Genomic DNA, 25804 nt, shown 5'->3' with positions numbered 1-25804 from the left:
GTCAGTCTTTGGCGTGTTTCTGGCGCGTCTTTCCGCTATATTTTTCAAACAGTTCCGCTGGCACTTCGGTTCCGTCGACCAGGAAGGGGAGCACGCCGCGACGCAGGGATTTGCCGCGCTTGTTGAGAATGTCGGCATCAGACACGGTGACACGCTGGGACATCCGGCGCGACCACTCGTGAAGATGGCCATACAGTTTTTCGAGCGCGGGGTGATCGGCGGACGTTTTGGCCAGATCGTCGAATTCATCCGGGTCTTCGTGCAGGTCGAAGAGCATGGGGCGCAGGCCACCTTCTGCATGCATCAGCTTGTAGCGTCCGTCAAAAACCATGAACAAACGGCAATCGCGTGGGGCCAGCGCCAGCTTTGCCCCTTGCGGCGTCGCCGAGTAGTCGAATTCAGAAATCGCGTATTCCCGCCAATGCGGTGTCTGGCCGTGTAGCCAGGGCGCCAGGTCACGCCCTTCTAGGATATGCGCGGGCACCGTTGCCCCGGCAAATGACGTGAAAGTGGCGGCCAGATCAATGGATTCGACCAGTGCGTCGCAGGTCGTGCCCCGTGTGGGATCGGCTTGCGCGCGCGGGTCATAGACGATCATCGGGATCTTCACCGACTGGTCGTGAAACAGATCCTTTTCTCCCAGCCAGTGGTCGCCAAGGTAATCGCCATGATCGGAGGTGAGCACGATCATTGTGCTTTCCAGCCGGCCCTTTTCTTCCAGATCATCAAGGATGCGGCCCAACTGATCGTCGCATTGCTTGATCAGGCCCATGTAGGCCGGGATCACTTTCTGTCGAACCTCATCGCGCTGAAAGGCCTGTGCGATACGGTTCTGCATGTAGGCTGCAAAGACGGGTTGGGCGTCCTCTTGTTCCTTTGCGTGTCGCGCGGCGGCAGGCACTTGGTTGGCGCCGAACATGTTGTGATAGGGGGCCGGCACGATATAGGGCCAGTGCGGCTTGATATAGCTGACGTGGGCACACCACGGCCCCTTTGCCTGATCCATGAAGCGCAGCGTTTCAGATGTGAGCCAGGGCGTTTCGCTGTCTTCTTCGGCGATGTTGGCGGCTTTGTCGGCATTGGCGAAAATCCAGCCTGACGCGATATCGCCATCCGTGTCGGCGGCGTTGGCATAGTCGTGCCAGGGGTTTTCGCCATCATAGCCTTTTGATTTCAGATATTCGTTATAGGGCGAGCGTCTTTCATCATAGAACCCGTCCGGACCTTGTGCCCACAGTCCGTCATCGCGATGCCAGACATCAAACCCGCATTCTGCCTGACGCGCGCCGATCTTTGTATCTGGCGACAGCCCAAGGCGGGCCATCCCGTCGGCATCTGCCGTCATATGGGTTTTGCCAATCAACCAGCACGCCATCCCGGCAGCGCGCAGATGGTCGCCCATTGTCTGTTCCCCCACTCTGAGCGGGAAACCATTCCAGGCCGCCCCGTGCGAATGCACATAGCGCCCGGTGTAGAACGACATGCGGCTGGCTCCGCAAATGGTGGATTGCGCGTAGGCGTTGGTAAAGCGCACGCCCATTTGTGCCACCCGGTCAAAGTTCGGTGTGTGCAGATGCGGATGCCCCGCGCAACTCAGGTAATCCCAGCGTAGCTGATCGTACATGATGAATAGAATGTTCATATGGTCAGGCTGAGACACGGGCGGGTGCGGTTCCTTTGTGTGTCTGTCGATCATGCTGCTGCTGCACCGGAATGAAAAGAGGCGGTGCCGTTTTTGTCGGGAACCGTGCCACCGGGTGGCGGGTTCTGCTTGCAGTGAAGAGGAGTGAGAAATGGCAAGTTACAGTGAAGGCGACAAGGTAGAATGGGACTGGGGCAATGGGACCGGAACAGGTAAGATACAAAGCAAATTCGAAGAAAAGACCACGCGCAAGATCAAGGGCACGGAAGTGACGCGTGATGGCTCTTCAGATGATCCCGCCCTCTACATCAAGCAGGATGATGGCGACGCGGTGCTGAAATTGGCCTCCGAAGTGCGTAAGGTCTGAAGTGGACATGGCGGCCTCTGCCCTTGTTTATGTCAGCGATGACCGACCCGGGATCACGCGGCGGCGGCGTGGGCGGGGTTTCAGCTATGTGGCACCCGATGGCAGTGCGATTGCACGTGGGGCAGAGCGAAGGCGGCTCGAGGCGCTCGCTGTGCCGCCAGCCTATGAGGACGTCTGGATGTGCCCTTTGCCCAACGGTCACCTGCAGGCGACGGGACGCGATCAGCGCCGCCGCAAGCAATATCGCTATCACCCCGACTGGGCCGCAGCACAGGCCGAGACAAAGTTTGCGGGGCTGGTGGATTTTGGCACCGTGCTGCCGCGCGTACGGCGCTGCGTGCAACGGGACCTGAACGAAGATGCGGGCGAGCGGGCTTTTGCCCTTGCGGCTGCCGTAGCCCTCATTGACCGCACATCAATGCGGGTGGGTCACCCCGAATATACCCGGGAGAATGGCAGTTACGGGGCTTTGACCCTGCGCAACCGCCATGTGCGGCTTGATGGAAACCGGATACATCTGGCCTACAAGGCCAAGGGCGGCAAGCGCGTGCGTCGGTGCCTGAATGACCGTACATTGGCGCGGATTCTGGCCAAGATCGACGACCTGCCTGGCGCTGAACTGCTTTCTTGGATTGACGATGACGGCTGCGTGCGCAGCCTCAATTCCACCGCGCTGAATGCCTATCTTGCCGACGCCGCCGGCATCGAGGGAGCAACAGCCAAGACCTTTCGCACATGGACCGGGACCCTGGCCGCTTACGAGGTTGCCGAAAAGGGCGGCGCCACCATCAAGGCCATGTCAGAGGCCGCAGCGGCGCGACTGAGCAACACGCCGACGATCGCACGCGCAAGCTACATTCATCCAGCTGTGATCGATCTGGCGGGCGCGCACAAAACCTTGACGGAAACCAAGACGCGTTCCGGACTATTTGCCGCTGAAAGCCGCATGTTGGACTTTCTCGAACGTCAGTGATCGCTCACTGAGCTGCCAGCTGTGCCTCCGCTGGATCCTTGAGAAGCGTCAGAAGCGTGTTGAATGAAACCTCCGGCTGCGTCATGGCTAGGCAAGCTTGTGCAATGGCGTCTGCCCGGGCGGACCCCAGCACCGGGACGGCAAAGCTGCGATACTTGTCCACGATCATCGCTTCCGAGAATGGGTCATCTGGCCCGCCACGTGCATTGATATCGCCGGAAGAAAGTGCCCGGCCATCCTTGAGCGTCATCGTCATATCCGCCCACCGCCCAGAAGGGAACCGCGCCGTGTGACGTGCGTCAACCTTCAGGTGGGTGCGCGAGACCAGTGCCGCAACATCCCGATCCTGCAATCCGGCGCCCGAAATCTGATCCAGACCGATGTTCCCGTGGCGGATCATGCAACCAACCGCGAAAGCAAGTGAGTATTGCGCCTGCGAGGTCGTTTCGGGCATTTCAGGAAACAGCGCCACAGCGTTGGGGAAACTGCGGATCTCTATGCGCTCTACCATTTCATGGGTAACACCGTGTTCCGTGCAGATTTTTTGTGCTGCGTCTATGGGCGCATGGGCCCAGCGGCAGATGGGATAGGGCTTGATATACTGCTGCTGAGTTTGCCAGACCGACCCAAGATCCGCCCAGTAGGCCGCGACATCATCGGATTCGACGGTAATTGCGGGGGCCCCGGTGAATCCCAGTTCGGCCATGATTGTGGCAGAAATGCCTACCATCGCACCCATGCCTGATCCGTCGTGCAGCATCGTAGGGTTGGCGATTTCGCGCATCATCTGGCTGCGCGGGCCATGATATTCGGCAATGCCCAAAGCCTCGCGCAGATGCGCGCTGGATGCCTCGCGCACCCGAGCGCTGAGGGCAGCAACACCCAGGGCGTTCCACGCGCCAGAGGTGTGATAATCGCTGACCGTGTTGTGCAGTGCCAACCCCGCGCGCCCGGCAACCTCGTACCCGACAACCAGCGCGGCCAGCGCATCGCGGCCCGACAGGTGCGGCAGATGCTGCGCCAGCGCGATCAGCGCAGGCACCACCGCAACGCCGATGTGGCCCTTGGTTGGGTTAAACCCATCATGGCCGTCCAGATTATCGGTCTGGCTGGCAATCGCAAACGCAGCACCTGCCAGACTGGCACTGCGACCGTCACACATCATCCAGGCGCGGTCTTTATCCCTGTCGGTGCCATAAAGCCGACAGGCGGTTTCACGCGCCAGAATGCCTGCTTCCATTGGGCCTGCCGCGATGGCGATCCCCAATGTATCGAGCATGAGCAACGCCGCCCGTTCAAGCGTTTCAGCAGGCATATCGCCGGGACCCATATCCAGTATGAATTGGCTGATCTTCTGAGGCAACATGGCAGGTCTCCTGTGGTGCGGCGTCATTTCGATGATAGAAAGCCCGCGATGCCGCCCTTGGGCATTTGCGACATTGCACGAACGTCCCTGTCGCGGATGAGGCTTTGCGCCGGGATGTGGCTGGTGCAGCCTGCGAAAGGTGCTAACACTGATTTCACCCAGTTTCCTGCCGCGAGCCCCCGTATGACGGACCATCAGACGACCCACGACGCAGATGAGGACATCCGCAACCGCGACATCCGGATATTCCTGAACGGGGATATCGTGCACCGGGATGACGCACGCGTTTCGGTCTATGACAGCGGGTTTATGCTGGGAGACGGGATCTGGGAGGGGATGCGGCTCTATGACGGCGTCTGGGCCTTTTTTGACGAACACATGGACCGCTTTTTCGGTTCCTGCAAGGCGATCTCGCTAGAGGTCGGGATGGACCGCGCGGGGATTGCCGAGGCGATGCGCCAGACCGCACGAGCAAATGGGATGACAGGTGATGTACACTGTCGCCTTATGCTGACACGCGGGATCAAGGATAAACCGTTCCAGCATCCGGCGCTCAGCACATCGGGACCGACCCTGGTGATCATCATGGAGCATTCGCGCCCCGTCAACCGGTTGCAATCGGCGGGCATTCGGCTCGCGTCAGTGCCACAGGTGCGGGGATTGCCGCACAGCCAGGATCCAAAGCTGAACAGCCACTCCAAGCTGAACTGCATCATCGCATGCCTGCAGGCCGAGGCCGCAGGGGCGGACGAAGCGTTGATGCTCGATCCGCATGGATTTGTGAACACCACCAATGCCTGCAACTTCTTCATCGTGCGCGCAGGCGAGGTTTGGACCTCGACCGGGGATTACTGCATGAACGGGGTCACGCGGCAGAAGGTGATCGATCTTTGCCGTGCCAATGGTATCCCTATTCATGAGAAAAACTATTCCCTCTACGAGGCATACAGCGCCGACGAAGCGTTTCTGACCGGCACCTTCGGGGCGCAAACGCCTGTCGCCAGCATTGATGGCAAGCCCATCGGTGACGGCAGTCGCCCGGTGACCGCGCAGATACAAGCGCTCTACAAGGCGCTGATAGCCCAACACGTGAAGGACAACGCATGACCGACGCCCCCCAAAGCTATCTTGACCCAATTGTCGTGCGGGGCCGGATCACGCGCGAACAGCCCAAAGGTCTGCCAGTCGTCAATCTGGGGTTCAATGAGCTGCCCTATGGCCCCACACCCAAGGTCGCTGTCGCGCTGGAAGCCATGATGCCGCGCGTCTATGCCTACGGCACGCCCTACTGTGACGCACTGCGCGATGCGCTGGGGCAGGCCAATGGGTTGGACCCGGAAACGATTATTTGCGGCAATGGGTCCGAAGAACTGCTCGATGTGATTGCCCGGAACTTCGCTCGTGCGGGGGATGAGATACTGATCTCGGCTTTTGGCTACATTCAGTTCGAGATGTGCGCGCGCCGGCAAAGTGCCACCATCGTAAAGGCTCCCGAGGCCGACTTTACAACAGATGTTGATGCGTTGTTGGGCGCGATCACTGAGCGGACAAAATTGCTGTTTCTTGCCAATCCCAACAATCCGACCGGCACGCTGCTGCCGCTGAGCGAAGTCGAGCGCCTGGTCGATCATGTGCCGCCTCACATTCCTCTGGTCCTGGATCTGGCCTATGGCGAATTTGTCGACGATGCCTATTGCGACGCTGTACATACACTGGCCCGGAACCGGGTGAACGTGATTGTCACCCGAACCTTTTCCAAGGCGTACGGGTTGGCGGGGCTGCGGGTCGGTTGGGCGCATGTGCCCAAGGACATGTTGCCCGGCCTTTATGCCGCACGCGGCATGGGAAGTGTTAACGCTGTTGCGCAAGCCGCAGCAGAGGCGGCATTGCAGGATATGGCGGTCGTGAATATGCGCGTGGCCGAGACCATCTCGGAACGCGAGCGGGTGGCCGGGGTCCTGACACAGCGCGGCTTGCGGATCCTTCCGTCGCGCACAAACTTTCTGATGGTCACAACCGGAGACGCAGCGCAGACCGAAGCTTTGGTTGTGCATCTGTTTGAAGATGCCGGTCTGGTTGTGACCCGCACCCGCGAGGCTGGCCTTGAAGATTGGATGCGATTTTCGATGGGCACACCGGAACAGAACGATTTGCTATTGGCCAGCGTCGCGCGGTTTCTTGAGGAAGGCTGACGCCGTTTATTGCCCCAGACTGGGCAGCCATAGCGCGATGCCGGGAAAGAGGATCAACAGGCCCACCAGCAACATCGAACACGCCATATAGGGCAGGGCCGCCACGTAGATATCCTTCATCTTGGTGTCAGGAGGTGAGACACCCTTCATCACGAACAGAAGTAAGCCAAAGGGTGGTGTGGTAAAGGAGATCTCCAGCGCCAAAAGGATGATTACGGCGAACCAGATCAGATCAAAGCCAAGGCTTTCGGCCAGCGGAAAGAAGATCGGCACAGTAAGCAGCATCATCGAAAGCTGGTCCATGAACATGCCCAGCACCAAAAGGATCGCGAACATGATCAGCAGCATGATGACTGGGTCGAATTCGAATTGCGTGGCCCAGCGGATAAGCCCTGATGACGCGCCCGAAAAGGCCAGCAAGGCCGAAAATGTGGCAGAACCAAAGATGATCAGCAGCGCCATTGTCGTGACGCGCAAGGCGCCAATTACAGAGTTCACGAAACCCTGCCACGTCAGCTTTCGATAGATTACCGCAAGCACCAGCACGCCCAGACAGCCAAACGCTGCACTTTCCGACGGGGTTGCCCAACCGTTCATGATCAGCAGGATCACCCCAAACACAATCGACATCATCGGCAGGACATCCAGCACCAGCAGCTTGATCTTTTCAGCAAAGCTGGTGCCGTCCACTTCGTAGGCAGGGGCGGCAGAGGGATCCCACAGGCACATGCCAAGGATTAGAAGCACATACATACAGGCCAGGATCAGGCCCGGCATTACGCCTGCAACCAGCAGATCGCCGACATCCAGCGTGGCAAGCGTTGCCAGCAGAACGGCCAGTGCCGAAGGCGGGATCAGCATGGCCAGTCCACCTGTGCCAAGGATCGGCCCGATGGCCATGTGTTTCTTGTAGCCGCGTTTCTCCATCTCGGGCACCATCAGCGACCCCAATAGCGCGGTAGAACCCATGGAAGAGCCCGACAGCGTGGCAAAGGCCGTACCGCCTGCCACGGTCACAAAAGACAGGCGCCCCGGCAGGCGGCCCATCAGTTTTTCAACGGCTCCGAACATGCGATTGGCCAGCCCGGTATGGAAAAAGAACTCTCCCATTAGCAGGAACATCGGCACCGGCATGAGGTTGAAATTGGTCACGGTAGGCAGGGCGTTGTTCGTCAATTGCCCTATGCCGCGCGACATCTGCCGCCAGATATCGCCCGAACCGCCCATGAAGTACGTGGCCCCGATCATGTTTGCCGCGATAAATGCAAGCGCCACGGGCACGCCCAGAAACATGAAAAACAGGATCATGCCCAGCAAGAAACTGAGCGCGGTGTACCATTCCATCAGCGCATTTCCATGTGTGTCATTTCAATCAAAACGAACCTCTTCGACCGGCATCGGCCGCGCCAGCGTAACCGCCTTTTCCGGCGTGCCATCAGGTGCTGCGGCATGATTCCAATAGGTAGGCAGCCCGGCCCACAAGACAGTGCCGGGACGGGCGGATGAGACAAAAATCTGCTTTGCCGATTCTGGGCCAAGCGGCACAATAGAGGGGTCCTCGAGAGTGCCTGCATAGAGCCCGATCATTTCTGGAAAACGTTCGAACTCGATCGCAACCCTGGTGCCGCAGTCCCCGCAGAAGCGCAAGTTAAGCTCCTTGCCGCTTCCTTCCGACACATGGGTGCTGGTCGCGGGGTCGCCAGTGACGAAAGCGAAATCCGCCCGTGCAAGCACCGGCAGGATCACTTGCGCGCCGCCCGAGGCCCGCTGGCAGAACCTGCAATAGCAAATCGTCGTACGCACCGGTGGCGACGCTATTTCGTAGTGCACCGCGCCACACAGGCAACGACCGTGGCCATTGAACGCGGTCACTCATGCACCCCCGCTTCGCCGGTGTGCAGGGTTTCCGATCCGAAAACAAAGCGCAGGAAGTTGAGCGCCATCAGCCCAAAACAGATCGGCATCGAAATCAGCAAGAGCCATTTGGGCATATCAAGAGAGCGCATGTCCGCATCGCCGAAATTGTAGGCCTTGATGGTGTTCTGCGCGGAATACCAGACAAGGATCGCACAGACCACGAAGCAGAGAAGAGCCACAAAGCGCGAAAAGACCCGCCCGAAGTCGCGCGGCAGGGCGGCAGTTAGCATTTCGATAAAGACATGTCCGCGCAGACGTACCAACCACGGTGAGGCGGCCATCGCGATATAAAGCAGTCCGTATTCGGAGAAGGTGAAGATATGGCTTGAGCCAGAGAAATTGAAAGACCGCGCGGTCGCCTGAAACACGATACCGAACATGATCGCGACCAGATAGATCCCCGCAAGGATCGCCAGCAGGTTGCAGATGGCATCAAGGATTTTCAGCACGCAGATCCGCCTTTTGCGAAAGGAAAGGCTGGCGCACCAGACAGCGCGCCAGCCTCAGGAGCTATCCCCTAAGGATGATAGAGCTTGCGCATGGTCTCGTAAGAAGAGCCATCGTCGCCCATTTCCTTGAGACGCCCTTCCATGCGCGCCCAGGCCGCATCGCTGGCCATCTTGAGATAATTGGCAGAGGCTTCATCCGACATGGTCACAAACTGCATGCCACGCTTTTCCAGCTCTGCGCGGTCCTCTGTCACACTGGTCTGGCGGTCGTTATAGGACTTCTCTTCCCATTCAATCACGACAGACTGGATCAACTCCCGGCTTTCCGGGGTCAGCGCGTCCCAGCTTTCCTTGTTGAAGATCACGCCGATGTCGGTGTTGTAGAACGGCGGCTCGATGGCGAATTTCATGAATTCGTCCCACTTGAGATCCATCAGCCCGATCTCTGTCCAGGCCGCAGCGTCCACGACGCCTTTTTCCAGGGCTGCATAAACTTCGGTCGCGGGCATCGAAGCCGTGGTCGCGTTCAGCGCTTCAAAGAATGCATGATAAATCGGGTTGTCACGCAGTTTTACACCGGTGAGGTCCAGCACACCGTTGTCATCGAAAACGGGTTCTTTGGATGTGTAGATATGGAATTTTACGCCACCATCGATCCAGCCCAGATGCTTGACGCCGAAACGTGACTGGTGGGCTGCGTCCATTGCCTCTGCACCGCCATTGGCGCGCGCTTCAAGCGGGGTGACGGTGGCGGCAACCATCGCGTCGATCTCTGGCACGTTGGCGCCGTAGAAGGATCCCGGCGTGTGGACCATGTCCACAATGCCGTCGCGCACGGCTGCGGGCTGCTGGAACATGCCGATGGCTTCGGGTCCGCCCCGGACTTCGATCTGCACGATACCTTCGCCACGCGCGTTGATGTCATCCACCATTGCGAGGAAAGTCTTGGTGTAGACCAGAAATTCGGGGAAGGCATGGACAGCAGACACGCGGTCCTCGGCCCAGCCGCTGGAGGCGGTCATTGCAAGTGCTGCAACGGCGCCGGTCAATTTGAATGACAGGTTGTCAAACATCTTCATGTGGTTCTCCCTTTGGTTTCGTTCTTTTTATTGTCTTTGAATAGATGCAAATTCATGTAAATAAACATGCATCAACTGGTGATTCAGTCAAGCCTTTGTCGGGACAAAGCGCAAGGCATGCCAGGGTCTGGGCCTGCAAATCGCGGCAACATCTTTGGTGATAAAGGAGAATGGTTATGGAAATAGCAGTTCTTGGCGGCGGCAACGGATCTTCTGCTGCAGCACTTGATCTGACGGATCAAGGCCACCGCGTGCGGTTGTGGCGGCGCAACAAGGCCGGCATCGCAGATCTTAACGCACGAGGCAACACACTGACATTAAAGGATTTCGCGGGCACGCGAGAGGAGCAAATCGCGGTCGCCACGACGGACATCGGTGACGCTATTCGGGATGCGGAGCTGATCGTTTGCCCGACCCCCGCGACCGCGCAAGAGGATATCGCTCGCGTATTGGCCCCGCACCTGGTCGACGGACAGGTTGTTTATTTGCCGCCCGGAAGCTTTGGCAGTGTGTTGATGGCGCGCATTGCTCGGGATGCGGGAAGTCTGGCGGATGTGACTTTTGCCGAGGCCGGAACACTGCCCTATCTGACCCGGTTGCACGGTGGTGACACGGTCGCCATCACAACCCGGGCCACGGCCTTGCCGTCCGGCTTTTTTCCGCGCCGCAATGCCGGGCACGCCATGAAGGTAATCAAACAGGCCTATCCCGCCGTCATTGACAGCGGTGACGGACTGTCCGGCGCGCTGATGAATGCAGGTCCGATCATTCATCCGCCACTTATTTTGATGAACGCAGGCCCGATCGAACATTTCGATCACTGGGACATTCACAACGAAGGCACCCAACCGGCGATCCGACGCGTTACAACCCGACTGGACGCCGAACGGATGATGGTCCGCGAGGCACTGGGGTACGGTGCGCCCCACTGGCCGCTGGCAGATCATTACGACCCGAATGAGGAATGGATGTACGGTGGTGCCGCGCACGAAAAGCTCACGGATTCTGGCGACTGGCGTGAAAATCTTGTGCTGACGGAACACCGCTATATGCGCGAGGACGTCGCCTGTGGACTGGCGTTTCTTGTAAGCGTAGCGGATTGGGCCGGGGTCCCGGCGCCAACCGCCCGCGGGCTTCTGGCGGTCGCCTCTGCCATCTGCGACACGGATTTCGAACAGACCGGCCGAACGCTGGCATCCATGGGCCTTGCCCAACTGAGCCGCACTGACATGCAACAGATGCTGGAGACGGGGCTGTGAGCGGTGAACGCATCGTTTCGGTCGGCGCGGGGCGCATGGGCCGCGGCATGGCCATCGCTTTTGCCTATGCCGGACACGAGGTGGTTCTGGTCGATGCCAAGGTCCGTGATGCGGATGGGTTCGCCGCGTTGCAGGACACAGCATTGCAAGAGATTGCTCAGACGCTGCACTCCATGGCCGGATTTGGGATGATGGACAGCGACGAGGTGCCCACAATCGCGGCGCGCGTCACGTGTGTGGGGCTTGATGAAAGCGCCAACGCGCTGGCACAGGCGGATGTGATATTCGAGGGCGTGCCCGAGGTGATGGATGCCAAGAAAGAGGCCTTTGCTCTGATTTCGACGCATGCGCGCACGGATGCCATCGTTGCCTCCACCACCTCCACGATCCTGAGCAATGATCTGCAGGGGCTGGTTATGCACCCTGAAAGGTTCCTGAATGCACACTGGCTGAACCCGGCGTTCCTTGTCCCTCTGGTAGAGCTGTCACCGGGGGATGCCACCGCGCCCGACACCACCGAGCGGCTGAAGACGCTGCTCGAGGGTATCGGCAAGGTGCCGGTCATCTGCGCCGCGTCGCCGGGCTATATCGTGCCGCGTATTCAGATGCTTGCCATGAATGAGGCCGCGCGCATGGTCGAGGAAGGTGTCGCCACGGCCGAGGACATGGACAAGGCGACAAAATACGGTTTCGGTTTTCGATTTGCGATTCTGGGCCTGCTTGAATTCATCGATTGGGGTGGGGGCGACATTCTTTATCATGCGTCCAACTACATGGAACACGCTACCGGCCAGGACCGTTTTGCCGCCCCGCAGATCGTCAAGGACAACATGGCCAATGGACGCAACGGGTTGCGCGACGGTCAGGGGTTTTTGAACTACGAAGGTCTGGATGTTCCTGCTTACCAGCAAGAGCGCCTGGCCGCTTTCGTATCCATGCTACGGCATCTGAAGAAGATGCCTAAAAAGGGCTAGCTGACAGTCTAAAGCCCCTTTGGGTGGCTGAGGAATTCCTCGATGACGTGCTCGGGCGCTTTCACGTAGTCGCCCACCCGGCTGACGCTTTGTCCGGTTTGTCGCTTCAGGCTGACTGCCAGTTCGGCCATTTTTACCGCAATAGGAATGCCGTTCAGAACCGGCGCGTCACCGACGATGTGGTTGTGGAACTGTGCAAAGAGCAGCATCGGAATGCCCCCACCGGGGATCAGTACATCCGTCCCATCCGTAATAAGCGGAGCCGCCTGCGCTTCGAATAGCTGGCGCACCTCCTCTGCCTTCGCGTCATCGCCATAGGCTTCCAGAATCTGACCGGGTTCAAATGCCATTGCGTCGACGCCGGTGATCCGTTCGCGCAGGCCGTACTTGCCGATCTGGTGGTGAAACCAAGGGATGAAGCGCGGATTGATCGTCACAATCCCGATCCTTTGACCCATCTGACACGCATGAAGCATTGTTGCTTCACCAAGCGCGATCACGGGGATGTCTACGGCCGCGCGCGCCTCATAAAGTCCCGCGTCTTGAAAATGACCAACGATGAAGGCGTCATACCCCTCCCGTTCGGCTTGCACCGCGTTGCAGATCATCTCTCGTGCACACCGGAATTCGACCAGCGGATGCGCATAGCTGTCAAAAGGGGTTATGCCATGAATACGGAGTTCGGTATCTGGCAGCATCGCGCTTTGCGCCAGATGGGGCCGCAGGCGGTCCCAATAGCCTGCACCATTCTCGTAATCGACATAAGACTGATACCAGATCTTCATGACATATCTCCCACTTCTGCCGTCCCCGCAGCGCGGCCCAGCACCACGGCGGCCAGCAAACCGTTGCCGGAAAGGTATCCGGTGTCCCCGTTTCCAGAAACCCCAGATGCCGCGCCGCCCCCGGCAAATAGGTTCGGGAAGGGCGAGCCATCCTTATGCTGAACGCGACCCGTGCCATCCGTCTTCAGCCCGCCTTGGGTATGGAAAAGCGCACCCGTGACGCGGACACCGCAATAGGGTGGCGCGAGCCTTTCCGGGCCAAACCTGCGCCCGAACTCATCCGTTCCGTCACAGGGCAATCCATCAAGGGTCTCTTTAAGTGCAACAGAGGGCAAGCCCATGGTCCTGGCCAAAGCTTCGGGCGTTTCAGCGAACTGGACAGCACCAACCGCTTCGGCCTGCTTGAAATCTTCAAACTGGCGCGCGACATCGGCGATACGGTCATCAAAGATGGCGAATGCCTCGGCGCCCGGTTGGGCCAGCACGGCACGCGCGGCTTCCGAATAGCCCTGACTTTCGTCCCAGAAGCGCTGGCCCTTGTTGTTCACCTGCACACCGCCCAGCGTCATCGTGGCCCAAGTAATCAGGATGCCATGCGGATGCGCCACATTGCCATGTCCTTGATAGGCGCCTAGTGCGCGGGTTTCGGCCCCCAGGGCCGTGCCCCAGATCACCGCTTCGCCCCGGTTGCCGCCGTGACCGAACCAGACAGCATTTTCGATATCTGGCATATATTCGACCACCATCTGCCTGTTGCCGCCAAAGCCATTGCAAGCGAGGATCAGTTTCCTGCAGCCAATGGTTTCGCTTTGCCCATCGGGTCTGGCTGCCCGCACCCCTGCGATGGTGCGGCTGTCAGCAAAGACGGTCTCAGCCCGCAATCCGCAAACCACGTCGATGCCGCGCGCCTCGCATGCACTGCGCAGCGCATCGATCAATTCCGCGCCTGAGCGTGTGGGCAAACCGTGCATGCGACGGTGGGTGTGCCCCGGATAGTCGAAGTCCGTGACAACGGAGAAGGGCAGGCCCAGTTCGTCTGTAAGCCAGTCGATGGCCAGCGCCGCGCCTTTGGCCAGCGCATCTACCAAGATGGGGTCGTTTTCGTTTTTTGCTTTGGCCTGAATATCGCGCGCAAACTGCCGCGGGTCATCCACGATGCCAGCGTCGTGTTGCAACTTGGTCCCGGCGGCTGGGATCAACCCCGCTGAAAGTGCGGTAGACCCTGAAGGCACCGGATCCGCCTCGATCACCAGTACCTGTTGACCGGCCTCTTGCGCCGCTAACGCCGCCACCATCCCACATGCGCCTGACCCGATGATCAGCGTCTGCGTTTCAATATCAAAACGCGACGGGGGTAGGGCAATGTCAGCCATCGGGGCTCTCGTACTTCTTGCCTTTGGCCAACATATCCGATGTCCCGATCACCTCGTTAAGGCCCGCAAAGTCATGCATCCGGTCCATGAACGGTTGGTTTGAGCCATTGGCGTGCAGGCTTGCGTAGTAGTCCTGCGCGGTTCGGGCCAAGGCACGAACAATGCCTCCGGGGAAGATGGCGATGGAAAAGCCCAGCTTTTCCAGGTCATCCGCGTCTTGCATCGGGGTGTCGCCGCCTTCGACCATATTCGCCAGCAGCGGGATGCGCGCAGCAAAGCGCGCGCAGATCGCCTGCAGTTCGTCGCGGGTGCGGGGCGCTTCCACAAAAAGCACGTCGGCGCCTGCGTCCAGATAGATCTCTGCCCGGTCGCAGGCGGCCTCAAAACCCTCCACGGCAATTGCATCGGTGCGTGCCACAATCAGCGTATCCTCAGAGCGCCGCGCGTCAGCCATTGCCTTGATCTTGCCTGCCATTTCGGTTGCAGGGATCAGGGTCTTGTCCTTCAGGTGGCCGCAGCGCTTCGGATAGCTCTGGTCTTCCACCTGCAGCGCCGCCGCGCCTGCGCGTTCGTAGGCACGCATGGTGCGTTGCGCGTTCAATGCATTGCCAAAGCCAGTATCGGCATCAATGATCACCGGCAGGTCCACCCTGTCGGCAATCAGCGCCATCGTGTCGGCCATTTCCGAGGCAGTGGTCAGCCCGATGTCGGGACGACCAAGTCGGGTGTAGGCAACGGCTGCACCCGAAAGGTAGAGCGCCTCAAACCCTGCATCTGCCGCAATTGCAGCTGTCAGGCCGTCATAGACCCCGGGCGCGGTAAGGATCTTGCTGGATGTGATCCGGGATTTAAGAGTCATGCCGTCAGCATCTCCAAGGTTTCCGCGCAGGTCATCTGGTGTGTGACCGTGCCAAGTGACAGGATCGTGGCGTCATGCACGTCCTGGCGGAAGGCAGCACAGCCATCGGTGAGCATAAGCGTTTCAATGTTGCGCAGATGCGCATCACGCAGGGTCGAGGCCACGCCGCCATTGGTCACGATGCCGCCGACAATCAGGTTTTCCACGTCCAATGCGCGCATGATGTATTCCAGCCGGGTCTGGTAAAAGGCCGAATAGGCGACTTTCTCGATCACATAGTCCGCTGGGTGCAGGGCATCCACAAGGGTATGCCCAAAGGAGCCCGGCGCAAAGTCACCTTTGGTCAGGAAGGGGCGCAACTTCTTGAGGTGGGGCGCGATGAGGGGTTCGTCATCGGGGCCGGGTACCAGCGTGAACTGGGCCGAAAAATAGGTGCCGCCCCGGGCGCGCAAGGCCTTGACCAAGGGGGCCACGCGATCGGGCAAGGCGGCTATGGCTGGCGCGCCCTGATCCGCGCGGCCATAGGCCCCGTCAGGGTGGATAAAGTCGTTTTGCAAATCAATTGTCAGCAGCCCGGTCCTGGACCAGTCCCATGTGTGCGGATCGCTCATGCGCTGTCCTTTGTAATGACCGTGTTTCCATAGTCGTCCACCCGACCGGTCAGGCCCGGTTCAATCAACACAGTTGTATCAGGTTGTTCGAGGATCGCCGGACCATTGATTTCAGTACCAATGGGCAGGGCAAGCCGGTCGTAGATTGCTGTATCGTGCCATGTATCGCCAAAGTGAACTTTGCGTGTGGCTTTGGGGTTGGCGGCCTGCGTTTCGGTCGGCGCAAGCGTCCTGAGGTCAAACTTGGGCCGCGTGCCGGTGACGGCAGAGCGCAGGTTCAGAATGCGCCGGGTGCCGTTTTTCAAAAGTCTGCCAAAAGTGGCGGCATAAGCCTTGTCGAAAGCGGCTTCGATTTCGGCTTTGGTAGGGGGCGTAACCGCACCATTGGCCACAGTGACTTCCAACGGAACGGCCACCGTATGGGTCTGGCCGATATAGGCCATATCAAGCTCAAAGCTTGCCACCCGCGCCTCGAAGGTCGTGTTCGCGGCCTCAAGCGTTGCCATGCCATCGTCGACGTGGACTTGCATGAACGCGGTCAGAACGCCGGTGTCGAGGCCGTCCACCAAGGCATTGATTGTCTGCACGAAATCGGCACGCATGTCCGCGATCACACAGCCCATCGCCGACGTCACGCCGGGATAGCGCGGCACGATGGCGCGGGCAATCCCGACCTCGGCCAGCATAGCGCCAGCGTGCAGGGCGCCGCCGCCGCCGAAAGGCATGAAAGCGAAACGCTTGGGGTCAAAACCGCGTTCAATGCTGACCAGCCGGATGGCCCCTGCCATGCGCGAGTTGGCGACGCGCAGGACCGCTTCTGCGGCTTGTTCTGTATCAAGATCCAAGGGTTGGCCGACGTGGGCATCGATGGCTCTGCGGGCTGCCTCGACATCCAACTGCTCCAGTTTGCCGCCGATTGGGTTGTCCGGGTCAATCCGTCCCAGCACCACGTTGGCGTCAGTGACAGTGGGGCGATCATTGCCCAGCCCGTAGGCCACCGGCCCGGGGTTGGATCCCGCACTTTCCGGGCCGATGTTCAGCAGCCCCCCCCTGTCAACCCAGGCGATGGAACCGCCGCCGGCACCGATGGTCGTGATCTCGATCATGGGTGTGCGGACCACCATGCCAAAGTCAATGGAGGTTTGCGGGCTCAGCATCGACTGCCCGCCTGCAATCAACGAGACGTCGAAAGACGTACCGCCCATGTCGCCGGTGATCACGTCGGGAAATCCCGCGGTCGTGGCGATATACCCTGCTGCAATGACGCCAGCAGCGGGGCCGCTAAGGGCCGTACGGACTGGGGTACGGCACGCGGTTTCCACGCCCATCACACCACCATTGGATTGCACAATCATGAACTCGCCGGTGAACCCGCCTTTCTTGAGAGCAGTTTCCAACCGATCCAGATAACCCGAGACTTCGGGTTGCAGATAGGCGTTCAGCGCGGTGGTCGAAAAGCGTTCGAATTCGCGGATTTCCGGCAGGATCTCGGACGAGCATGAAACATGTTCGTTGGGCCAGATGGCGCGGACGGCTTGGGTCGCCAGGGCCTCGTTTTCCGGATTGGCATAGGCATTGGCAAAAAGGATCGAGACAGCAGCGCAGCCTGCGGCTTGCAGTTCCCGGGCCGCCGCGCGCACGGCATCGAGATCAACCTGCGTACGGATTGTGCCGTCAGCCAACGTGCGTTCGGGCACCTCCAGCCGGTGCCGCCGGTCAACAACAGGTTCAAAATCACCCCGTAGCCCCCACGTGCGGGGGCGATCACGGCGCCGCATTTCCAGCACGTCGCGCAAGCCTTGTGTGGTGATCACGCCGGTCCTGGCTCCCTTGCGTTCAAGCAGCGCATTGGTGCCCGCCGTTGTCCCGTGCACCACAACTGCGATCTCACTCAGATCGCTGACTTGCTGGCCTATCCCGTCCAGAAACCCGCCTGATTGATCTGGGCGGGTCGTTGGCACCTTGGCAACGGCTGCGGTCCCGTCAGCTTCGTCCAGCACAAAGACATCCGTAAAGGTACCGCCCACGTCGACGCCGACCATTTTCATGTGCGGGCCTCCCGCCATGCGGTGCCGTATGCCTCATCCGCGTGATCCGCAGAAACCAGCCCGCGCGCCACGTCGCGGGCAATAGCGTCTGGGTCGCGGTTTTCGGCGGGGCCATAGCCGCCCCCACCGGGTGTCTCCAGAATGACCGATTGGCCCTGTCGCAGGACGATCCCGCGCATTTTTGAGGCCAGAGGCGGATGGGCAAAGCCGCTGTCGGTGGCGTAGGAAAACACGTTCAGCGCCGCATCGGCACCACCTGCCACACCTTTCGGCGCAAAGCGTCCGCGTTCGCCAAAAAGGAAAGCTTCGGCCCCGTTTTCCTCAAGCACTTCGATCTCATAGACAGCGCCCATACCGCCCCGGTGCATGCCATCGCCTGCGCTGTCCGGGCGCAGTGCCCACCTTCGAAACATCACCGGATACACGCTTTCAAGGATCTCCATAGGGGGTATCGTGGCCGTGGAAATGGGCGCATTGCCGTGGTTCAGCCCGTCGCATTCCGAGGACCCGCCATGACCGCCACCGTAAAAGCTGAACATCACCCAAGGCTGCCCATTTCTGCGTTTTCCAGCGATCGAAAGCGCGTTGATTGTGCCATAGGCATTGGCGACGATCCGTTCAGGCGCGGCCTGGGCCGCAGCGCTGAAGATGACGTCGATCATGCGCAGGATTGTTTCGGTATATCCGCCCGTAGGCGCGGGGAACTGCGCGGCCAGCATCGATCCTTCTGGCACTTTCACGTCTATGGGCCGCATGACGCCCGCGTTGGCGGGCAGGGCCGGGAAGATGTGTTTGATGGCGACGTAGGCCGTGGCAACAGTGGTGGGCAGCGCGATGTTCACGGGGCCCGCGCATTGCGGCGCGGAGCCTTCGAAATCCAGCACCATTTCGTCGCCCTTGATTTCCAGCGCAACTTTCAAGGGCAGGGGTTCATCAACGATACCATCGTTATCGAGATAATCCGTCGCCTCCCAGCGGCCATCGGGTAGGCCGCTGAGTTCAGAGCGCATGAGAGCTTCGGCGCGGTCTGTAAGCGCGGCCAAAGCCGCCTCGACAGTGTCCCCGCCGTATTCATCCAACAGTTCATCCATACGTTTGACGCCAAGATCCAGCGCGCCCAACTGACCGTTCAGATCGCCCATCGCCGACTGGGGCAGGCGTGTGTTGCGTAACAGGATGTCGATGATGTCTTGCTGCGTCTCACCCGCGCGCGCCAGCTTGACGGGGGGCAGGTTAAAGGCTTCCTGAAAGACATCTGTCGCCGCAGGATTATAGTTGCCGGGGACGGCACCTCCCACATCATGCCAGTGGCCGACGCTCGCCAGATAGCAAAACAGCGCGCCATCGCGGAAATACGGGCGCACGAGGCGCATATCGCTCAGGTGCGTGCCGCCGATGTGGGCGTCGTTGAAGATGTAGATATCGCCGTCTTTCAGGTCTCCGTCGGCTGCAGCCTTTTCGATCACGGCTTTGACGGCAAAGGACATCACGCCCACAAAAATCGGCAGGCCCGACTTGCCCTGCACAAGCGTATCGCCCGTCGTGGCGTGGTAAAGCCCATGTGAGGCATCATGTGCCTCGGCGATGATCGGGTTAAAGGCCGCGCGGAACAATGTTGCGTCCATCTCATCTGCGATCTGTTCCATCCGGCCCGCAAGAACGGCCAGCGTGATGGGGTCAATTTCGCTCATGGGCGGACCTCTCCCATGTCGTTCCACACATCCTGTTTGGTGATCCTACCACCCTTCAATTCGAACCTGTCGATGAACCTGATCCCTTCAAAAAGTGTGCCATCCGGCCATTCGCCGTTCAGCATCCCATGGCAATGAACAATGGCGGCATCTGCCCCTTGAGACACATCAAAGATCTCGTATGTCTTCTTTACAAACCTGTAGCGCGGGGCGGCCCAGTCCATGAGCTCTTGCAAGGTTCTCATGGGCGCTGTGCCCGGAAAGCTCATGGTGAACCCATCACCAAGCATAGCCTGCGCTTTTTTCAGGTCCCGCGCTTCCATAGCCGCAAGATACGCGCGCACGAGATCGGCAGGGTCGGGCAGGGCCGGCGCGGGCGTCCGCCGCGTGCCGCCACGATAGTAATCCGATGCGGGCAGATCATGGAGCAACACGGTAATCGCTTCCGGCCCGGCCGGGACGACGCTGCGTACTGCATCCGTCAGCGCCGTGCCGAGGCGCTGTTTTTCGGCGTCGTCGTAGCCTTCTATCAGATGAACTTCGACAACCGGCATAAGCCCCCCTTTGCCCTTTGAGAATGTTGCCTTTCCCCGCCCCGCCATTTATGTGCATTTTCATGGAAAAGCCAAGCACTCTGCTGGACAAGCTCTGGGCCGACCACGAGATTTTCCGTCGTGACGATGGGACGTCGCTGATGTGGGTCGACAGGCATCTGGTCCACGAAGGATCGCACCACGCATTCGCCAAACTTGCTGCCCGGGGTGCCGATGTGGCGGAACCCGCGCTGACCTTTGGGGTCGCGGATCATTATGTGCCGACGCGGGGGCGCGCCGATATCAAAGACCCCGATATTGCGCGCATGATCGCGACACTTGAAAAGAATGCACAGGCGCATGGGCTCACGCTTTTTGGTCTGCGCGACCCCCGTCAGGGGATTGTGCATGTTGTCGGCCCCGAGCAGGGGCTGACCCTGCCCGGTCTGATGATCAACTGTGGGGACAGCCACACATCGACCCATGGGGCCTTTGGTGCGCTGGCCTTTGGTATTGGCGCGACAGAGGTCGCTCATGTGCTTGCCACCCAGACATTGTGGCAAAGAAAGCCACCCGCCATGCGGATCACGTTTGAGGGAGATTTGGGGTTTGGCGTGACAGCCAAGGATATGGCGCTGGGCTGGATTGCCGAACTGGGTGCTGATGGTGCACGCGGCCATGCGGTGGAATACGCCGGAGCTGCGGTTGATGCGCTGGACATGGCGGGGCGGATGACGCTGTGCAACCTCTCGATCGAAGGGGGTGCGCGCTTTGGCATGATCGCGCCGGATGCAAAGACATATCAATATGTAAAAGGGCGCGCATTTGCACCCAAAGGGGACGATTGGGATGCTGCAGTGGCCTATTGGGCGACACTGCGGACGGACGCGAACGCGCCTTTCGCGAGTGAAGTGCGCATTAACGCAAGCGCTATCGCACCGACGGTCACATGGGGTACCAGCCCGGAACAGGCGGTGCCGATTGACGCCGATCTGCCGGACATCGCAGCACTGCCAAAGGACAAGCGCGCTGCTGCCGAAGCCGCATATGACTACATGGGTCTGCGCCCCGGCGCACCTGTGGCAGGCACGCCCGTGGATCAGGTTTTTATCGGATCATGCACGAATGGACGACTTGAAGATTTGCGTGCAGCGGCGGCCATCCTGAAAGGGCGCAAGGCGCGGGTACCGGGCCTGGTGTCGCCGGGTTCTGCGCTGATCAAAGCACAGGCAGAAGCTGAGGGGCTGGACGCGATCTTTATTCTGGCGGGCCTAGAGTGGGTCGCCTCGGGTTGTTCGATGTGCGTCGGCATGAACGGTGATCTGGTTGAACCCGGAAAGCGGTGCGCGTCGTCCACAAATCGCAATTTCCGGGGCCGTCAGGGCTTGGGGTCGCGCACGCATCTTATGTCGCCTGCCATGGTGGCAGCCGCCGCTGTTAAGGGCGAGATTACGGACGTGCGCACAATGGGAGAGACATAGTGCCGGGCTGGACACGCCACACCGGGCAAGCGGTGCATCTGCCGCTGGAAAATGTCGATACGGATCAGCTGATTCCGGCACGTTTCATGTCGCGGCCCCGAAGTGATGGCTATGGAGACTACCTGCTTTATGATGTGCGCAGGAACGACGACGGCGTCTTGTCCCCGGACTTTCCGATCAATCAGAATGCAGGCGCCAGCATTCTGATTGCGGGCGGCAACTTTGGCAGCGGATCATCCCGCGAGGCGGCGGTCTATGCGCTGGTGGATGCAGGTTTTCAGGTCGTTATAGCGCCCAGCTTTGGGGATATTTTTTCAAGCAATGCGGTGAACAACGGGGTGTGCCCGGCGCGCATGTCCCGCGAGGGTATTGCAAGGTTGACCGACGCCATGGCCGGTACCTTTGTGGTCGATCTGGAGAAACGCACCATCAACTCAGACATCGCGACCGTATCGTTTGAGTTGGACGATAGCTGGGCCACCAAGTTGATCAACGGCTGGGATGACATCGACCTGACCTTGCAGCATGCCGACCAAATCGCCCAATATCGTGCGCAAAGGTCGAAGCAGAATTGGGCCTGGCCACAAAACTGAGCGATGTAACCACCGTCGCAAATGTCAGTCCGTCAGCAGAATTGCCCGAAAATCGTTCACGTTGGTCCCTGTCGGCCCGGTGACGAAAAGCCCCTCGATTGCTTCAAAAGCCGCATAGGCGTCGTTGCGCTCCAGCAAGCTTTGCGCGTCCGCGCCGGCACGCCGTAGCCTCGCCACAGTGTTCCCATCCACAAAGGCGCCCGCATTGTCTTCTGACCCGTCGATCCCGTCGGTATCAGCCGCCAAAGCGTGAAAGCCGCGCTGACCTTCCATGGCGAGGGCCAGTGCTAGCGCGAATTCACTGTTGCGCCCGCCACGTCCCTTCCGGCGTAGGGTCACGGTGGTCTCGCCACCGGAAAGCAGCACAAGAGGCTTGCGAAAGGGAACGCCAGAGTGTGCGGAATGGCGTGCCAATGCGGCGTGGACCAATGCCACATCACGGGCCTCGCCCTCGATCCGGTCAGACAGGACCCAGGCGTTGACCCCTTCGGCGCGGGCCGCTTTTGCCGCCGCTTCAAGCGACAGGGCGGCCGAGGCGATGATATGTGCTTGGGTGTTTCGCGGGCCGCGCGGCACTTCTGCGTGCGCCTTGTCCTGCAAGTATGAAATGCAGCGCGCTGGTAGCGTGATGCCACGTGTCTTCACCAATTCCAGCACATGCGCATTCGATGGTCGCCCCGGTACGGTAGGGCCCGACGCAACCTCGCCCGGTGCATCCCCCGGCACATCCGAAACGATCAGTGAGATGACGGATGCCGGTGCCGCAAGTTCGGCCAACCTGCCGCCATTGATGGTGCTGAAAACCTTGCGGATGTCGTTCATCACGCTGATCGGCGCACCCGACGCCAGCAGGGCCACGTTGAGCGCCTGCAAGTCTGCCAGATCAAGCCCCTTGGGCGGGGCGGGCAGCAGGGACGACCCACCGCCGCAGACAAGCGCGATCACCAGATCGTCGGGTCCCAACCCAGTGACGGCATCCTTGAGCGCCAGCGCTGCCTGAATGCCTGCTGCATCAGGTACAGGATGCGCAGCCTCCAACACCCTAATTTTCTTGCAGGGTGCGCCATAACCATAGCGCGTGACAACGACGCCTTCGTAGTCGCCCTGCCACAGCATTTCGAAAGCCTGCGCCAGTTGCGCTGCACCCTTGCCCGCACCGATCACCACCGTCCGCCCTTTGGGGGGGGCAGGCAGCTGGCCAGTCAGGGCCTGCAGCGGGTCCGCCGCGGCGACCGCCGCATGAAACAGCCGGGAGAGAAAGTGATTGGGGTCGTGGATCATTCCTGGCCTCAGTTAAGCGCGTGCAGCACCTTATGTCTCATTCTCTTCGAAAACAGAATGGTGTCTGGTTGAGCGTGCCCAGAGGTGCAGAGCGGTTGGTACGTCCGGCTGGCAGGCCTTTGGCCAAAACGGCACCGCCAAATAAGCGCAGCAGGTCAATTGCACACATTCGCGCGCTGTTGCACTGGCCAACCCGCTTGCAAACAGGGGCCTTATTCCGCCATATGACAGGCCACCTTTGCGCCGCGCAGGTCCCGCATCAGCGGTCGTTCGGCCTTGCAGATGTCTTGCGCCAACGGGCAGCGCGGGTGGTAGGCGCATCCCGACGGCGGGTTGATCGGGTCAGGGATTTCTCCCTTCGGCGGCGGCACGTCGCGGCCAAAGCTCCCCAATTGCGGTGCGGCGGCCAGCAGCATCTGGGTGTAGGGGTGTTTTGGATTGTCAAAGAGATCATCCGGCGTTGCCTCTTCCACCAAGCGACCAAGATAAAGCACGCCCACACGGTCCGAAATATGCTGCACAACAGTCAGGTCATGACTGATAAAAAGATAGGTCAGGCCCAGATCATCCTGCAGGTCGCTCATCAGGTTCAACACCTGGGCCTGCACGGAAACATCCAGCGCGCTTGTCGGTTCATCGCAGACGATCAATTTGGGCTCGGATGCCAGTGCACGGGCGATGCAGATTCGCTGGCGCTGTCCGCCCGAAAACTCATGCGGGAACTTGCCTGCATCCCGGGCCGAAAGCCCAACCTGCTCAAGCAGCTTTTCGGACAGCCCCTTTGTATCGCCGCCGCGCGCGGCGACGGGCTCAGCGATGATATCACGGACCCGCCAGCGCGGATTGAGTGAAGCAAAGGGGTCCTGAAAGATCATCTGGATATCCGCACGTACAGCATCCACGCGCGCGGCATCCTGCTCTCGCGCCAGATCGACGCCGCGAATTTCCACAGACCCCTCTGAGGGGCGCAGCAACCCAACCAGCATTTTGCCGATGGTCGACTTGCCCGAACCGGATTCCCCTACCAGCGCGTAGACCGATTTTTCCTTGATGTCGAAAGAGACATCCGAAACGGCAGTGAGATACGCCTTTTCGCGCCGCTCAACAACGCGGTTAAGCCACGGTTTCGACACGTCAAAGATACGTGTCAGGTTCTTGATCGAAACAAGTGCCACTAAGCGACCTCGGCCTTTTTGTCCAAGGGGTACCAACAGGCAGCGCCGGTACCGTCGGTCAGTACCGGGGCCGGGTCATGGCGGCATTTTTCCTGCACGAATGGACAGCGCGGATGAAACGCGCAGCCCGTCGGCAAGGCATCCAGACGCGGCATGGCGCCGGGGATCTGGTGCAACCGGTCCTTGCCGCGCGACGCCAGCGGGGTAGAGCCCATGAGCCCGTCCGTATAGGGGTGACGCGGCGTGGTCAGCACATCGCGCACGGGGCCAAGCTCCACCAGTTTGCCCGCGTACATCACCGCCACCCGGTCGGCTGCTTCCGCGATCACACCCATATCGTGCGTGATCAGCATCACGGCGGTGCCGCGCTCGCGGCAAAGGTCTTTGAGCAGTGCAATGATCTGGGCCTGAACCGAGACATCAAGTGCCGTGGTCGGTTCATCCGCGATGATCAGGCTCGGCTCTGCACAAAGGGCCAGCGCGATCACAACGCGCTGCCTCATGCCGCCCGAAAATTCATGCGGGTAAGAGTTGATCCGCTCCCGCGCGCCCGGGATGCCGACCTCATCAAGGGCCTGGATCGCCCTTTCTTCGGCTTGAGCGCGGCTTACGTCGAGGTGCGCCAGGATCGTCTCGGTCAGCTGGTCCCCGATGCGCAGGAGGGGGTTCAGAGAAGTGAGAGGGTCCTGAAAGACCATGCCGATTTCCTTGCCCCTGAGGCGGCGCATTGGGTCGCCGTGCAAGTGGTCAACGCGCTGTCCGTTCACATGGATCTCGCCATGCGCAATGTGCGCGGGCGGAGAGAGAAGCCCAATGACGGCATTACCCGCCATGGATTTGCCCGCCCCGGATTCGCCCACAACACCCAGGATTTCACCCTTGCCGATATCATAGGAGACGTTGTCCACCGGGCGCAGGATGCCGTGGCGGGTGGGTATCTCGACAGTGAGATTGCGGATGGAGAGGATGGGGGTGGTCATATGGTTGGGGCATCAGAGTTGCGTGGCAGCGGCAAGCCCGACCTCGGGCGGGCCCATATGCTGGTGAATGGATTAACTGGATCTGATCCGGCGCGGTCGAAGGTCACATCTGTGGCGCAGAATGCCCTCCCGGGGGGGAGGTCGGGCCTGGCGCTGTCGCGCCGGGTGCCAGTGTG

Annotated in this window: 24 protein-coding genes; 8 read left to right on the top strand and 16 right to left on the bottom strand. The window is 60.1% G+C overall.

Features of this window, described 5'->3' with window-relative positions:
• Position 1: 1 nt before the first annotated feature.
• The gene (locus H9Q16_RS11490) at positions 2-1642 is read right to left on the bottom strand and encodes a sulfatase-like hydrolase/transferase (protein ID WP_191075572.1); all 1641 of its coding nucleotides are present in this window, start codon (positions 1640-1642) and stop codon (positions 2-4) included.
• Positions 1643-1793: 151 nt separating this feature from the next.
• Between H9Q16_RS11490 and H9Q16_RS11485 the strand changes: the two genes are divergently transcribed.
• A complete protein-coding gene (locus tag H9Q16_RS11485) occupies positions 1794-2009 on the top strand; it encodes a hypervirulence associated TUDOR domain-containing protein (RefSeq protein WP_191075571.1) in 216 nt (71 codons plus the stop codon).
• Between the two features lie 7 nt (positions 2010-2016).
• Positions 2017-2982, top strand: a complete 966-nt coding sequence (locus H9Q16_RS11480) for a DNA topoisomerase IB (RefSeq protein ID WP_191075570.1) — start codon at positions 2017-2019, stop codon at positions 2980-2982.
• Between the two features lie 4 nt (positions 2983-2986).
• Here the strand turns inward: H9Q16_RS11480 and H9Q16_RS11475 are convergent, their stop codons facing one another.
• Complete coding sequence (locus H9Q16_RS11475; protein ID WP_191075569.1) at positions 2987-4348, bottom strand: MmgE/PrpD family protein; 1362 nt, start codon at positions 4346-4348, stop codon at positions 2987-2989.
• Positions 4349-4531: 183 nt separating this feature from the next.
• On the opposite strand from H9Q16_RS11475, the gene H9Q16_RS11470 reads away from it, so the two are divergent.
• Both H9Q16_RS11470 and H9Q16_RS11465 read left to right on the top strand, forming a co-directional pair.
• Positions 4532-5455: an aminotransferase class IV gene (locus H9Q16_RS11470; RefSeq protein ID WP_191075568.1), complete on the top strand. Its 924-nt coding sequence runs from the start codon at positions 4532-4534 to the stop codon at positions 5453-5455.
• A complete protein-coding gene (locus tag H9Q16_RS11465; RefSeq protein WP_191075567.1) occupies positions 5452-6540 on the top strand; it encodes a pyridoxal phosphate-dependent aminotransferase in 1089 nt (362 codons plus the stop codon). The genes H9Q16_RS11470 and H9Q16_RS11465 overlap by 4 nt, the downstream gene beginning before the upstream one ends.
• Positions 6541-6546: 6 nt before the next feature.
• Here the strand turns inward: H9Q16_RS11465 and H9Q16_RS11460 are convergent, their stop codons facing one another.
• The 4 genes from H9Q16_RS11460 to dctP all read right to left on the bottom strand — a co-directional run bounded on the left by H9Q16_RS11460 (position 6547) and on the right by dctP (position 9985).
• A complete protein-coding gene (locus tag H9Q16_RS11460) occupies positions 6547-7884 on the bottom strand; it encodes a TRAP transporter large permease (RefSeq protein WP_191075566.1) in 1338 nt (445 codons plus the stop codon).
• 24 nt (positions 7885-7908) lie between these two features.
• On the bottom strand, positions 7909-8412 hold the full coding sequence (locus H9Q16_RS11455) for a GFA family protein (protein ID WP_191075565.1): 504 nt from the start codon (positions 8410-8412) through the stop codon (positions 7909-7911).
• A complete protein-coding gene (locus tag H9Q16_RS11450) occupies positions 8409-8906 on the bottom strand; it encodes a TRAP transporter small permease subunit (protein ID WP_191075564.1) in 498 nt (165 codons plus the stop codon). The genes H9Q16_RS11455 and H9Q16_RS11450 overlap by 4 nt, the downstream gene beginning before the upstream one ends.
• 68 nt (positions 8907-8974) lie before the next feature.
• Positions 8975-9985 (bottom strand): TRAP transporter substrate-binding protein DctP, encoded by a 1011-nt coding sequence (dctP, locus tag H9Q16_RS11445; RefSeq protein WP_191075563.1) that lies wholly within the window; start codon positions 9983-9985, stop codon positions 8975-8977.
• 176 nt (positions 9986-10161) lie between these two features.
• On the opposite strand from dctP, the gene H9Q16_RS11440 reads away from it, so the two are divergent.
• A complete protein-coding gene (locus H9Q16_RS11440; RefSeq protein WP_191075562.1) occupies positions 10162-11244 on the top strand; it encodes an NAD/NADP-dependent octopine/nopaline dehydrogenase family protein in 1083 nt (360 codons plus the stop codon).
• Positions 11241-12218, top strand: a complete 978-nt coding sequence (locus H9Q16_RS11435; RefSeq protein WP_191075561.1) for a 3-hydroxybutyryl-CoA dehydrogenase — start codon at positions 11241-11243, stop codon at positions 12216-12218. The genes H9Q16_RS11440 and H9Q16_RS11435 overlap by 4 nt, the downstream gene beginning before the upstream one ends.
• An 8-nt stretch (positions 12219-12226) precedes the next feature.
• Here H9Q16_RS11435 and H9Q16_RS11430 read toward each other — a convergent pair whose 3' ends face one another.
• From H9Q16_RS11430 to H9Q16_RS11400, 7 genes are read right to left on the bottom strand one after another with little or no spacing between them, the layout of a single operon-like run.
• The gene (locus tag H9Q16_RS11430; protein ID WP_191075560.1) at positions 12227-13003 is read right to left on the bottom strand and encodes an aspartate/glutamate racemase family protein; all 777 of its coding nucleotides are present in this window, start codon (positions 13001-13003) and stop codon (positions 12227-12229) included.
• Positions 13000-14376: an FAD-dependent oxidoreductase gene (locus tag H9Q16_RS11425; RefSeq protein WP_191075559.1), complete on the bottom strand. Its 1377-nt coding sequence runs from the start codon at positions 14374-14376 to the stop codon at positions 13000-13002. Before H9Q16_RS11425 ends, H9Q16_RS11430 begins: the two co-directional genes overlap by 4 nt.
• Positions 14369-15235 carry an isocitrate lyase/PEP mutase family protein gene (locus H9Q16_RS11420; RefSeq protein WP_191075558.1) on the bottom strand — a complete coding sequence of 289 codons (867 nt, stop codon included), beginning with the start codon at positions 15233-15235 and terminating at the stop codon, positions 14369-14371. The genes H9Q16_RS11425 and H9Q16_RS11420 overlap by 8 nt, the downstream gene beginning before the upstream one ends.
• On the bottom strand, positions 15232-15846 hold the full coding sequence (locus H9Q16_RS11415) for a cysteine hydrolase family protein (RefSeq protein WP_191075557.1): 615 nt from the start codon (positions 15844-15846) through the stop codon (positions 15232-15234). The genes H9Q16_RS11420 and H9Q16_RS11415 overlap by 4 nt, the downstream gene beginning before the upstream one ends.
• The gene (locus H9Q16_RS11410) at positions 15843-17894 is read right to left on the bottom strand and encodes a hydantoinase/oxoprolinase family protein (RefSeq protein WP_246455713.1); all 2052 of its coding nucleotides are present in this window, start codon (positions 17892-17894) and stop codon (positions 15843-15845) included. The genes H9Q16_RS11415 and H9Q16_RS11410 overlap by 4 nt, the downstream gene beginning before the upstream one ends.
• Positions 17891-19585: a hydantoinase B/oxoprolinase family protein gene (locus H9Q16_RS11405; protein WP_191075555.1), complete on the bottom strand. Its 1695-nt coding sequence runs from the start codon at positions 19583-19585 to the stop codon at positions 17891-17893. The genes H9Q16_RS11410 and H9Q16_RS11405 overlap by 4 nt, the downstream gene beginning before the upstream one ends.
• Complete coding sequence (locus tag H9Q16_RS11400; RefSeq protein ID WP_191075554.1) at positions 19582-20139, bottom strand: tautomerase family protein; 558 nt, start codon at positions 20137-20139, stop codon at positions 19582-19584. The genes H9Q16_RS11405 and H9Q16_RS11400 overlap by 4 nt, the downstream gene beginning before the upstream one ends.
• Positions 20140-20201: 62 nt before the next feature.
• Between H9Q16_RS11400 and leuC the strand changes: the two genes are divergently transcribed.
• Together leuC and leuD are read left to right on the top strand one after the other, a co-directional pair.
• A complete protein-coding gene (gene leuC, locus H9Q16_RS11395) occupies positions 20202-21599 on the top strand; it encodes a 3-isopropylmalate dehydratase large subunit (protein ID WP_191075553.1) in 1398 nt (465 codons plus the stop codon).
• Positions 21599-22192, top strand: coding sequence for a 3-isopropylmalate dehydratase small subunit (leuD, locus tag H9Q16_RS11390; protein ID WP_191075552.1), 594 nt, complete (start codon positions 21599-21601; stop codon positions 22190-22192). Before leuC ends, leuD begins: the two co-directional genes overlap by 1 nt.
• A gap of 24 nt (positions 22193-22216) precedes the next feature.
• Here the strand turns inward: leuD and H9Q16_RS11385 are convergent, their stop codons facing one another.
• The 3 genes from H9Q16_RS11385 to H9Q16_RS11375 form a co-directional block, all read right to left on the bottom strand.
• Positions 22217-23473, bottom strand: coding sequence for a glycerate kinase type-2 family protein (locus H9Q16_RS11385; protein ID WP_191075551.1), 1257 nt, complete (start codon positions 23471-23473; stop codon positions 22217-22219).
• A gap of 212 nt (positions 23474-23685) precedes the next feature.
• Entirely contained in the window at positions 23686-24648 is a 963-nt protein-coding gene (locus H9Q16_RS11380; protein ID WP_191075550.1) for an oligopeptide/dipeptide ABC transporter ATP-binding protein, read from the bottom strand.
• Entirely contained in the window at positions 24648-25628 is a 981-nt protein-coding gene (locus H9Q16_RS11375) for an ABC transporter ATP-binding protein (protein WP_191075549.1), read from the bottom strand. Before H9Q16_RS11375 ends, H9Q16_RS11380 begins: the two co-directional genes overlap by 1 nt.
• Positions 25629-25804: the final 176 nt, after the last annotated feature.

Origin of the sequence: Sulfitobacter aestuariivivens (assembly GCF_014763045.1) — a bacterium.
In the GTDB taxonomy this organism is placed as follows: Bacteria; Pseudomonadota; Alphaproteobacteria; order Rhodobacterales; family Rhodobacteraceae; genus Sulfitobacter; species Sulfitobacter aestuariivivens.
This window is presented reverse-complemented; position numbering and strand designations above follow the sequence as displayed.